The sequence below is a fragment of the uncultured Roseobacter sp. genome, assembly GCF_947495275.1.
Lineage (GTDB): Bacteria > Pseudomonadota > Alphaproteobacteria > Rhodobacterales > Rhodobacteraceae > Roseobacter.
Window position 1 is genome coordinate 496,698 of record NZ_CANLYL010000001.1, and the last position, 12,132, is coordinate 508,829.

At 59.3% G+C, this 12,132-nt stretch carries 10 protein-coding genes; 1 reads left to right on the top strand and 9 read right to left on the bottom strand.

The window, feature by feature from the left end; genetic code table 11:
• Nucleotides 1-57: 57 nt before the first annotated feature.
• Complete coding sequence (locus Q0802_RS02410; protein ID WP_298913010.1) at nucleotides 58-402, top strand: DUF427 domain-containing protein; 345 nt, start codon at nucleotides 58-60, stop codon at nucleotides 400-402.
• On the opposite strand, the gene Q0802_RS02415 is transcribed toward Q0802_RS02410, so the two are convergent.
• The 9 genes from Q0802_RS02415 to murB form a co-directional block, all read right to left on the bottom strand.
• Entirely contained in the window at nucleotides 399-2,078 is a 1,680-nt protein-coding gene (locus Q0802_RS02415) for a chloride channel protein (protein WP_298913013.1), read from the bottom strand. The two genes, Q0802_RS02410 and Q0802_RS02415, sit on opposite strands and share 4 nt — an antisense overlap.
• A 66-nt stretch (nucleotides 2,079-2,144) precedes the next feature.
• Nucleotides 2,145-3,794 (bottom strand): DNA repair protein RecN, encoded by a 1,650-nt coding sequence (gene recN, locus Q0802_RS02420; RefSeq protein ID WP_298913016.1) that lies wholly within the window; start codon nucleotides 3,792-3,794, stop codon nucleotides 2,145-2,147.
• 26 nt (nucleotides 3,795-3,820) lie between these two features.
• On the bottom strand, nucleotides 3,821-4,690 hold the full coding sequence (locus Q0802_RS02425; RefSeq protein WP_298913019.1) for an outer membrane protein assembly factor BamD: 870 nt from the start codon (nucleotides 4,688-4,690) through the stop codon (nucleotides 3,821-3,823).
• A gap of 171 nt (nucleotides 4,691-4,861) precedes the next feature.
• Nucleotides 4,862-5,785 carry a UDP-3-O-acyl-N-acetylglucosamine deacetylase gene (gene lpxC, locus Q0802_RS02430; RefSeq protein ID WP_298913022.1) on the bottom strand — a complete coding sequence of 308 codons (924 nt, stop codon included), beginning with the start codon at nucleotides 5,783-5,785 and terminating at the stop codon, nucleotides 4,862-4,864.
• 206 nt (nucleotides 5,786-5,991) lie between these two features.
• A complete protein-coding gene (ftsZ, locus tag Q0802_RS02435) occupies nucleotides 5,992-7,608 on the bottom strand; it encodes a cell division protein FtsZ (RefSeq protein ID WP_298913026.1) in 1,617 nt (538 codons plus the stop codon).
• Nucleotides 7,609-7,968: 360 nt separating this feature from the next.
• Nucleotides 7,969-9,273: a cell division protein FtsA gene (gene ftsA / locus Q0802_RS02440; RefSeq protein WP_298913560.1), complete on the bottom strand. Its 1,305-nt coding sequence runs from the start codon at nucleotides 9,271-9,273 to the stop codon at nucleotides 7,969-7,971.
• A 32-nt stretch (nucleotides 9,274-9,305) separates the two neighbouring features.
• A complete protein-coding gene (locus Q0802_RS02445; protein ID WP_298913029.1) occupies nucleotides 9,306-10,181 on the bottom strand; it encodes a cell division protein FtsQ/DivIB in 876 nt (291 codons plus the stop codon).
• Nucleotides 10,169-11,047, bottom strand: a complete 879-nt coding sequence (locus Q0802_RS02450; protein WP_298913563.1) for a D-alanine--D-alanine ligase — start codon at nucleotides 11,045-11,047, stop codon at nucleotides 10,169-10,171. Before Q0802_RS02450 ends, Q0802_RS02445 begins: the two co-directional genes overlap by 13 nt.
• Before the next feature lie 161 nt (nucleotides 11,048-11,208).
• On the bottom strand, nucleotides 11,209-12,126 hold the full coding sequence (murB, locus tag Q0802_RS02455) for a UDP-N-acetylmuramate dehydrogenase (protein ID WP_298913032.1): 918 nt from the start codon (nucleotides 12,124-12,126) through the stop codon (nucleotides 11,209-11,211).
• Nucleotides 12,127-12,132: the final 6 nt, after the last annotated feature.

Consider the following 12,132-nt stretch of genomic DNA (forward strand, 5'->3'; position numbering starts at 1 on the left):
GCTTTGTTACGAAATGCGCGCATGAGCATTTGAGAGACCCAGGGGAGACGTTCAAAAATGGCCGACCATATTACGATCCGAAAAGCCGACGGCACCTGGAGCGTGCGCGCAGGCGGTGCTGTGCTGGGCGAAACGACGGAGGCGTTGGAACTGGTCGAAGGGGACTATCCCGCTGTCATCTATTTTCCCCGCGATGACATTGCCATGGCCTTCCTCGACCAGACCGAGAAAACCTCGCATTGCCCGCACAAGGGTGACGCAACATATTTTTCCGTGGTTACCAAAAGCACCACGCTCGCAGATGTCGCATGGTCCTATGAAAATCCGAAAGACGGCGTCGCAAGGATAAAGGATCACCTTGCCTTTTATACCAATGGCGATGTGACGGTGGAAGAAATCTAGGAATGTTCTTCAGCCGCGGTCGCCGCAAGCGCGCGATTGTAAACCTTGAGAGCATCCACATGAAAAAGCGCGCCCAGCAATTCCGGCGGCGACGCAGCGGCACTTAGCGTGACAACGGGGATGAAATTCACACCTGTTTCGAACATCGGCAGCGCCGCTTCCAGCGTGGCGTTTGCATCGATGTACGTACCCTCGCCAATCATTTCCCAACATCGGTCTTCATTTGCCGCATGGGGGTCGTCCTTCGTGCGCATCACACCGCTGATCCGCAGCATGGCCGGCAGATATGCCTGGGGGCCTGCCGCAAGATGTATATCCCGTCGCTCCAGTTGCGTGAGAAAGAAGCTGCGATCCACCAAGCGCGACGCCAGAGCCGTGGACATGGACACGGCCACCATCACCGCCAGTCCGGTTTGCCAGTCACCCGTCAACTCAAAGACAATGAGGGTGGTGGAAATCGGTGCACCCAGAACGGCCGCAGCGACGGCCCCCATACCGGTGAGCGCGTAAAGGGTAAGCGAGCTGGAAACATCCGGAAAAACCCCGGTGGCAATCAGCCCGAAACTCAACCCCGTGAGGGCACCAACCATGAGCGAGGGCGAGAAAATGCCCCCGCCCATGCGGCCCGCCATGGTGATGGCAAGGGCGACCGTTTTCAAAACCGCAAAAACGATGGCATTCCACAAGGTCAGTTGTCCGGTCAAGGCCAGAGAGGTCGTCTCATATCCCACGCCGATGATGTGCGGATAAAAAATGGCGATGCCGCCCAGCATGGCCCCGGCAATTGCCGGGCGCAGCCATCGCGGCAGGCGCGTTTTTTCCTGCACAAGATTACCGAAATCATCCGCCCAGAAAATCGCCTTCATCAGGGCCACGGCGATCAAGCCGGACATCAGTCCGAGGAGCAGATAGGCGGGCATTTCCTGGTAGAATTGAACGGCGCCGGTTGTGGCGAGCGTAAACTCCGTGACATCGCCAAATTCCAGACGGTTGATGACGGTACCGGCGGCACTGGCGATAACGATCGGCGCAAAGGCGTGCACCGCGAAGTGACGCAAAACAACTTCCAGCGCAAAGAGAGCACCTGCAATGGGGGCGTTGAAACTGGCGGAAACCGCCGCTGCCACCGCACAACCCAGAAGATCGCGCCCGGTCACACCATCGGCCAGGATACGTCGGTTGACCCAGGTTGAGATGACAGCCGCAAGATGCACCACTGGCCCTTCCCGGCCTGTCGATCCCCCCGTACTCAACGTGATCATGGAGGCTAAAGCAGAGGCCAACCCTGCGCGCGTCTCCACCCGTCCATCGTTCATCGCCGCACCATGGATCACATCCGCCACCGACCGCGCGCGCCCGTCTTTGGTGAAAACATGCAGGATGATACCGACCGCCAGACCGCCCAGAATCGGAATGATCAGGATCATGTACCAGGGCAACATCTCCGCGAAACTGTGCAGCAGACGCACATCTTCGGTGCCATAGAAATAGGTCTGTAACGCATTCACGCCTTTACGAAAGAATAGGGCGGCGAAACCAGCTGCGATGCCGATCGCAAGAGCAATGAACCAGAACTGTATCTGGTTAGGGCCACGATGCCGCAACAGGCGCAATCCATCCCGGCATGTGGTCAAGGCGTAATCGAGTTGCTGGGATACTAAGGATCGCTTGGACATCAATTCGTACTCTGGCTGATCTCTGTCTAGGCCAAGCGGACCAGTGGGGAAAGCCTTTTGGAGGTTTTATCCCGCCAGCAATGCACGTGCGGCCCCGCGTGCCTCTTCCGTGATCGTATCACCCGACAACATTCGTGCGATTTCATCCACCCGTTCTGGGTCCGGAAGGGCCGTTACCGTTGACGTCGTCATGCCTGACGTCACATGTTTTTCAACACGCCAATGATGCGCGCCCAAGGCGGCCACCTGCGGTGAATGGGTGACCACGAGGATCTGGCCGTTCGATGCAAGGGCTGCAAGCCTGCGCCCAACCGCGTCTGCGGTGGCTCCGCCGACCCCGCGATCAATTTCGTCAAAGATCATGGTCAGCCCGGATTGCCCTCTGGTCAGGCAAACCTTGAGGGCCAAAAGGAAGCGGCTAAGCTCCCCGCCCGAGGCAATCTTGTTGAGAGGACCAGCAGGCGCGCCGGGGTTGGTGGCCACGGTAAAGGCCACGGCATCCGCTCCGTCAGGTCCGGGGGTATCGGGGCTGATCTTGGTTTTAAATACTGCACGCTCCATTTTCAGCGGCGCCAGTTCCGCGCTAACAGCCTTGTCGAGCGCTTTGGCCGCTTTGCGGCGTGCCTTGGTCAACGCGTCGGCTGCCCTTGTGTAAACCTCCTCTGCGGCACCCATCTCCTTGCGCAGCCGAGACAAACCCGCGTCACCGGCATCAAGGGCCGCCAGCTTGTTTCGCAATATGTCCGCGAACCCAGCCAGATCATCCGCCAGGACTTCATGTTTGCGCGCCAGCGCCCGGATGGCAAACAATCGCTCTTCGGTGTCCTCCAATTCGGTTGGATTAAAGGACAGCCCCTCAATCGCAGCCGCGATACCTTCGGCGGCTTCGTCGAGTTCAACCATCGCGCGGGACAGCGATGCCATGGGCGCTTCCAGTGCCCCCTCCGCCTTCTCTGCCGCGCCGTCAAGCCATCTCAATGCGTCCGCCAGCGCGGCTTCTGCCCCTTGCGAGCCAAGGATTTCATGCGCGCGAATGACGTCGGCGCGGATTTTCTCTGCCCCTTGCATGGCGCGGCGATGTGTATCCAACGCGGCTTCCTCGCCTGGTTCCGGCGCAAGCGCATCCAGTTCAGCAACCGCATGTCTGAGGAATTCCTCCTCGTCGCGGATGGCAACCATTGCCGCCTCCGCAGTTGCAAGCTTCTTGGCTGCGGCACGTTTCGCAGCCCACGCAGACCGGCATTTTGATTTCGCGGCCGCGAGACCGGCAAAGTCATCCAGAATGACCCGGTGTCCTTTGGGGTTCAGCAAACCACGGTCATCGTGCTGACCGTGAAGCTCCACCAGTGTCTCAGAAAGCTGCCTGAGAACCTCGCCTGAGCAGCGCCGGTCATTTACCCACGCTGTCTTGCGGCCATCTGCGGCATTGATACGCCTGAGGATCAACTCTTCTCCTCCGGGCAATCCGGCCTCATCAAGAACGGCATGCGCGGGGTGATCAGAGGCCAGGTCGAACCACGCGGTAACCTCGCCCTGCGTCGCGCCCTGACGCACCAGATCGGCCCGACCGCGCCACCCCAGAACGAAGCCCAGCGAATCCAGCAGAATGGACTTTCCGGCCCCGGTTTCACCGGTGAGAACGTTCAAACCCGGCTGGAAACTCAATTCCAACCGGTCAATGATCAGCATGTCGGAAATATCAAGCCCGCGCAGCATCGGCCCTACCCGTCAAATGTGCCGGATCAGAGCCATTCGCCCTTGATCATCTGGCGATAGACCTGCCGCAGCCAGCCATCGCCCGCAGCCTCCAGCGTCAGCCCCTGACCGGTCAGCAACGCGTAGCTGTCCTCGTACCAATCGGTGGATTGGTAGTTATAGCCAAGGATGGCCCCAGCCGTTTGCGCCTCATTGGTCAGACCCAGAGACAAATAGGCCTCAACCAGACGGTGCAGTGCCTCGGCAGTATGTGTTGTGGTCTGGAAATCCTCGACAACCACCCGGAACCGATTGATCGCGGCTGTATAGTGGTCGCGGCGCAGGTAATAGCGCCCGATCTCCATCTCCTTGCCTGCCAGATGGTCAAAGGCCAGATCAAACTTCAGCACCGAAGACCGGGCATATTCGCTATCGGGGTAACGCTCGATCACCTCCCGGAGTGACTGAAGGGCCTGGAATGTCAGGCCCTGATCGCGGCCCACCTCGTCGATCTGGTCATAGTAGCTGAGGGCCAGAAGGTATTGCGCATAGGCGGCGTCGTCATCATCGGGATAGAAATCGATGAAGCGCTGAGCAGCGGAACGGCTGTTGGGATAATCCTGATCCCGATGATAGGAGAATGCCTGCATGATCAACGCCCGGCGCGCCCAATCCGAATAAGGATACAGGCGTTCGATCTCGGAAAAGAAAAAGGCGGCATCATCGGGCTGACTGCGGGTCAGCTCATATTCACCGCGCTCAAATATCTGCTCCGCCGAGTAGGTCTCCAGCGGAATTTCCTCGGGGTTGAAGAAGTTTCCGCCACGGCGCCCCGCATCCCGGTTACCACAGGCAGCGACCACACCCACAATCAGTACGGCTGCTACAATCCGCTTCCGCGACCCAAGCTTACTCATGCCGTGTCACCTTCATTCTGCACCACTTCCCGCCTTGATCCACGCGGCCCCTCTGAGGTCGTAGCACAGAATTTTCCGATGCAAAACGCCCATTGCGCCCTTTGTGAAGGCAGTTGTCGTTTAGCACGTAAAGGTGATTTTGCCACAACACGCAAGTTGTCGCCGCAACCGTTAGGCAACGGCGGGGATTTCATCCCAGATCAGACCATAGCCCGGCAGGCGCTGCGCCAGTTCTTCGTCACACACCACCATGCGAACAGCACCGGGCGTTGCGAAAAGATTACGCAGCAGGGTGTTGGTCATCGAATGGCCCGCACGAACGCCCGTGTAGTGCCCGATCAATGGCGCACCCGCTAAAGCAAGATCGCCCAGAGCGTCGAGCATCTTGTGGCGCACTGGCTCATCGCTGTGGCGCAAGCCGCCGGGGCTCAAAACCCGGTCACCATCAAAAACGACCGCGTTCTCGCCGGGCTCCCCGCCCAAGGCCAAACCGTTTGCGCGCATCGCGTCCACATCCGCCTGACGGCAGAAGGTGCGACTGTCACAAAGTTCGCGGGCAAAGCTGCCGTTATTCATGACCAGAGATTTCTGTTGATGACCGATTGCCGCATCCGCAAAGTCGATCTCAAAATCGATCCGCAGCGTGTCAGCCGGTGCCAGGGTGGCAGACGCCTGACCATCGGTCACGGTCACGGTTTTCAAAACCTCGAAGGCGCGAACCGGTGCTGCCAGTTCCCGCAAACCACGCTGCATGATGCCGCGCACGAAGGGCACGGCTGATCCGTCCAGAATTGGCACTTCCGGACCGTCAATTTCCACCAAAGCGTTGTGAACGCCACAACCGGCTAAGGCCGCCATGATATGCTCAACGGTAGAAACCTGCAGACCAGCCGCATTTTCAATCTTTGTACAAAGCGGAGACCGCAACACCGCATCCCAGCGCGCCGGGATCAGGCGATCCCCAACCGCAACGTCAGTGCGAGAAAACCAAATGCCATGCTCAGCAGTGGCAGGGCGAATCGTGACCGTCGCCTTGTGGCCTGTATGTAGACCACAGCCGGAAAAGCTGATCGGTGATTTGATCGTTGTCTGCACAATAGCCCCACAATACTCTCGAGCCTGTGGCCCGGTTGGATCAGTAGTTAAGGATTGGGCCGGGAAGCCTCAACTCAATCTTTGCAACGGACTGAAACACATCTGTTACATTTGAGCGCAAAGGCGCTTGCGCGGGGGTAAGTCATTAAAATCAAAATAAAAAGGGCCGCAAAAATGCGGCCCCAATTCGGTATATCGTGATCAAATCAATTCGCTTGTCGCCGCAAAAATGCGGGAATTTCGATACGCTCCTGATCCGGATCTGCTTGCTCCTGCGGCATCGGCGCGGGTTCCGCAACACGGTGTTGTACAGGAGGTTGCTGGCGTGGCGCAGGCTGGGTGACACCTTCGCCCTGCCCGGTCATCCGGTTGATCAGCGAGTTGATCCCGAAGCGTGGGCGATCTGCGGCCGCGTCGCCCTCAGGTGTGACACGCTGCTCTCTTGGGTCCCGCGGCGCCGCCTTTTGCGCAGCAGCCCGCAGACGCGCCATTGCTTCTGGTGAGGGCGTGCCGGGCGTTGGTGCCTGAGGTGCCACAAAGCTCTCCGCTTCAACGTGTTTCACGTCACGGTTTGGTTCAAAAGCAGCCACCTGAGGCCGGTAGGCAGGCGGTGGCAGATCATCATCAGAAGAATGTTGTTCCGCACCTGCGAAAATATCATCAGCCATTTCGGACGGCGCAGATTGCTGAGCATCCAACGACTCGAACAGCGACGGTTCCTCGGCAGCTTCTGCCATAACCGCTTCTTGTGGTTCGGGAATGACTTCCGCAGCCACAGGGGCCTCTTCGATTGCCACGGTCGACTTCAAAGGCTCAGACAGGGACCGGCGCGGCACTGGCATTTCCGTATTCACATCCGTGGCGTCGATACCGGTCGCCACCACGCTCACACGCATCAAACCACCCATATCGGTGTCGAGCGTCGATCCAACGATGATGTTGGCCTCCGGGTCCACTTCTTCGCGAATGCGGTTGGCCGCCTCATCAAGCTCAAAGAGCGTCAGATCATGGCCGCCGGTGATGTTGATCAGCACGCCTTTGGCACCACGCAGGCTGATTTCATCCAGCAGCGGGTTGGCGATGGCTTTTTCGGCCGCCTGAATGGCGCGATCTTCGCCGTCGGATTCGCCGGTGCCCATCATCGCCTTACCCATTTCGTCCATCACGGCGCGGACATCGGCAAAGTCGAGGTTGATCAGGCCCGGACGCACCATCAGGTCAGTCACGCCCTTCACACCCTGATAAAGCACATCATCCGCCATGGAGAAGGCTTCGGTGAAGGTGGTTTTTTCATTGGCCAGACGGAACAGGTTCTGGTTGGGAATGATGATCAGCGTATCGACAACCTTTTGCAGCGCCTCAACGCCATCTTCGGCCTGACGCATCCGTTTGGCGCCTTCGAACTGGAAGGGTTTGGTCACAACACCCACGGTCAGCACACCCAGCTCGCGCGCGGCCTGTGCGATGATCGGTGCAGCGCCTGTGCCCGTACCACCGCCCATTCCCGCAGTGATAAAACACATATGCGCGCCAGCAAGGTGATCAACGATCTGTTCGATGCTTTCTTCGGCCGCTGCTGCACCAACCGTGGCCCGCGCCCCTGCGCCCAAGCCTTCTGTCACTTTGATGCCGAGCTGAACCCGATTGTCCGATTTGGCCTGCTGGAGCGCTTGCGCGTCGGTGTTGGCCACCACGAACTCGACCCCGTCAAGCTCTTTCTCGATCATGTTGTTGACCGCATTTCCCCCTGCGCCTCCGACACCAAATACGGTGATACGTGGTCTGAGGTCCGCCTGTCCTGGCATCGAAAGAGTAAGGGTCATGATCAAATCCGCCTGTGCTGGTTCCCCGCATTCACGGGTGTTTTTGGTGCCTATTCCGCCCTGACACTATCCGTTGAGAGCCGTAGGGTCACGCAAAAAACGCAAATTTGCCACAAAATATAGGTTAATTCGGCCACTTACCCCCTGCTTACAGCGGGCCTCGGCAAGATGTTGCGCAAATTCCGTGTTCCACCGCTAGAGCGGCCGCAAAAGATTCGGTCGGATGCAGCGCACCCGGCACTTGCCGAAGCAAAAGTTAACACTTTCAGGACGCCTGCTCGGTCGCCGCTTGGCCTCTGTCGGGCCCTGGTCAAATTCTATCACATTCACCGTCTAACGTCACGGTGATTCGATCTTGGTTTACCAGTTGTCTCGGAACCATCGCACTGCGCGTTTGAGCGAACGATGCGGGTATCTTTCCGCGGGGATGTCAAAATCCCACCACTCGTCCTGCGGATGTGCGGCAAAGAGCGACAACCCGACAACGGAAGCAAACGCCGGCCCGGTCGCGGCCTGCGGCAGACCATGTACGCGCAAAGGTCTTCCCAGGCGCACTTGCTGGCCTAGGATGCGACTTGCCAGCCCATCCATCCCAGGGATCTGGCTGCCGCCCCCTGTCAGGACAATCTGCTGGCTTGGCAAGTGATCGAACCCCGCCGCATCGAGCCGGACACGGACTTCCTCCAGAATCTCTTCGACCCTTGGACGCATGATGCCGATCACTTCGGCCCGGCTGGCGGTGCGGCGATCATGTTCGAAATCGCCCGTATCCCCGCCGATCTCGATCATCTCCCGGTCATCCATGCCCGTCGCATGTACCCCGCCGTGCATGGTTTTGATCCGCTCGGCCATCGCCATCGGCACTTGCAGCCCCATTGAGATATCGCCCGTCACGTGGTCCCCGCCCATGCGGACGGTATCGGCGTAGATCATGTGTTTCTTAATGAAGATCGACACGCCCGTAGACCCGCCGCCCAGATCAATGCAGGCGGCACCCAGCTCCTGCTCATCCTCCACCAAAGCCGCGATCCCGCTGACGTAGGCAGAGGAGGCAATCCCGGCAAGTTCCAGATCACACCGTTTGATGCAATGCGCCAGATGCTGCACGGCAGAGCCATCAACCGTGAGCATATGCATATCCACGGAAAGAGCGTTGCCCAATTGTCCGCGCGGATCACCCAATCCGGAACGATGATCAATTGCGAAATTCACAGGCTGAGCATGCAACACCTCGCGACCGGGCCCATAATCGGGCACGTCACAGGCCGCCAGAACCCGCGCGACATCCTGTTCATCAACGGCCTCGCCTTCAAGCGCGATCTGGGCATCCAGCCCGTAAGAACGCGGCTCGGCCCCAGCAAAACAGGCAATCACGTGATCAACGCGGATGCCCGCCATTTTCTGCGCGCCCTGCAAGGCGGTGCGAATGGCGCGTTCCGTCTCCTGCATCGCGCAAATTTCACCAAACCGAACTCCACGCGAACGCGTTGTGGCCGCCCCGATGACGCGGAAACCGGACTGCCCCGCAAGTGAGCCGATCTCGCCCTCATCGCCAAGATCGCCGGTGCTGTCGAGCCGCAGCACAAGACAGGATATCTTTGAACTGCCCACATCCAGAATGGCCACTACGCCGCGTTGCATGGCCGCTTTGCGCATGTTCCGCATCTGGCGTTGGCTATCGTATAAATCCATTGAAACTACTGCCCTGAAATCTGTTTTATTTCCCACCACAGAGCGGTGGCCTGTTCACTCATCTGCACAGTGGGTCTTGCGCCAAGACGCATGTCGACCCGAACAACATCGCGCGCCAGAATGTCCTGGGCCCCATCCAGCGCGATCACCCGCTCCAGCGCCTCCACGGCACCTATTTCCGGCAAAAGGATGCGCTGGTTTCTGTCGAGTACGATGTCCCAGCGACGCTCCCCCATGCGCACAACGCCGCGCAACCGCCCACCAAGAGGTGCTGCCGCGCGGTAAAGATCGAGTGCTTCTTTCACATGCGGTTGCGCACCTTCGCCAGCGATCAGCATCAGGTCAGGTCGTTCCATGCGCTTGTTCAGCGTGCCGACATGGGTCCCCGTGATATCAACAAGGGACAACCCGTCTTTGCTGCGCCATATGGCGATGGGTGTTCGGGGCGTGACGTCCACTTGCAAAACGCCCCCCGGACGGATGCGCACCGAGGCCGAATGCACCGGGTCAAGTGCCGCGACCGTGCGGCGAATGTCCTGGAGGTCAAGATCGAAAGAACTGATCGGGAAATCGAGCGGAACGACCTCGCGAATATCGTCGGCCAAAGCGGTATCCACGCCGTCGATCGCCATCAGCTGGACCATGAACTCCGGGCGTGTTTCAAAGCTGGCGCGCGCTTCGGCAACGGTTTCGTGGATGGCCTGCCGACGCCCCTCATCGGACAGGTACCAGCCTGCGGCGGTAAAGGTGAGCATCATCGGGACACCGGCGCGCAACATGAACAGGAAGGTAGGCGTCAGCATCAACCGTTGCATACGCCAGGCCCACCGCGAGGGTGCCGGGTCACAGGCCGTCGGTCTCTGCCGCCTCAGCGATCGCATGAAGCGTCCTCCACCATCCATGCGCAAAGCTGGCCAAAGCTCATTCCACAAGCCTGCGCCTGCTCCGGTGTCAAGGAGGTGGCCGTCATGCCCGGTTGCGTGTTGGTTTCCAGCAGGATCAGCCCCGCAGCCCCTTTGTTTTCGTCCCAGCGAAAATCCGTCCGGCTGACCCCGCGACATCCCAATGCAACATGGGCGCGCAGGGCGTAATCCATGCAGAGATCAAAAATCTCAGAAGGGATATCCGCCGGGATCACATGCCGCGACCCGCCGGGTTTGTACTTGGCGTCATAATCGTACCAGCCGTCTGTGAGAATATCGGTCACGGTCAGGGCACGGTCACCGATCACGGTAGTAGTCAGTTCGCGCCCAGGTGCGAAGGCTTCAACCATGACCTCCTCCGGCATGTCATCCGAGAGCTGAGGGGGGCCGTTGCTGGCTTCATGCACCAGATAGACACCAACCGAGGATCCTTCGTTGTTGGGCTTGACCACATAGGGCGGCGTCATCACGTGGCGCACGCGCACCTCTTCCGCAGGGGCCAGAATACTGTCGACGATGGGCAGGCCAGCTGCCACAAAAGCTTCCTTGCTGCGTTGTTTGTCCATGGCCAGCGCGGAGGACAGCACACCGGAATGCGAATAGGGCATGCCCAGCCATTCCAGCAGCCCCTGCACGCAGCCATCCTCGCCCCAGCGACCATGCAGACAATTCAAAACCGCATCCGGGGATATGTCCTGAAGCACTGCGCAGAGGTCGCGGCCCGCATCGACCTCGATCACTTCAAATCCCTCTCCAAGCAACGCGGCAGCACAGGCTTGTCCCGTCGACAAGGAGACTTCGCGCTCCGCCGAAGGGCCTCCCATCAATACTGCCACACGCTGGGGTGTCCTGCTCGACTGACCCACTTTGGTGCCTCTGAATCGGGCCGTTTTGGCCCATTTTTAGTTGTCGTGTCCGGCTTTTGCGCCGGTTCACCGTCTTTTAGTATTCCATGCACAGTGGTGCGTTCTTGGTTAAGGAACCCTTAATTTTCACCAACGCGCATGATTTCCCATTCTAGCGTGATACCGCTTTGGGCGTAAACCTTTTTTCGCACCTCTTCGCCGAGCCCTTCAAGGTCAGCCGCCGTGGCGTCGCCTGTGTTGATCAGAAAATTGGAGTGCTTCTCGCTCATCTGGGCGCCGCCGAGGCACGCCCCGCGCATACCCGCGTCATCTATCACCTTCCAGGCTTTGAGATCGTGTACGTCATCTGCGCGCCCGGTCGAAGAATACCCGGCAGGATTTCGGAAGGTTGACCCTGCGCTGCGATCCTTTGTGGGCTGGGTGGCGTCCCTTTTAGCGATCTGCTCGGCCATGCGAGCGTGCAAGTCTTCCGCGCGACCTTCAGGTGCATTGAAGGTGGCACCTGTAAGGACCCATCCGTCGGGTAACCGGCTGTGACGATAGGAGAAATCCAGATCTTCTGGGGTGAGGGTCACAACATCACCAGCGCGGGTGACAGCCTGCGCCTCTACCAGAACATCCGCGATGTAGCTGCCGTAGCAGCCTGCGTTCATGCGAATGGCACCGCCAATACTCCCCGGGATCGTGCGCAGAAACGTCAAATCGCGCCCGGCATCCGCCGCCTTTTTCGCAACATGTGCATCGAGCACAGCAGCCCCGGCAACAACCCGCGTGCCGTCGATGCTGATGGTGTTGAACCCGCGCCCCAGCCTGATAACCACAGCGCGCAACCCACCATCGCGCACGATGAGGTTCGATCCCACACCCATCGGAAAAACGACAACATCCTCTGGCAAAGCCGCCAGAAATGCGCAGAGGTCCTCCAGATCAGCCGGCTGAAAAAACCAGTCCGCAGGGCCGCCGACACGTAGCCATGTCAGGTCATTGAGAGATCGGTTGGGCGTCAGGCGTCCCCGCACGGGCGGCATCGGCATCATGACGTG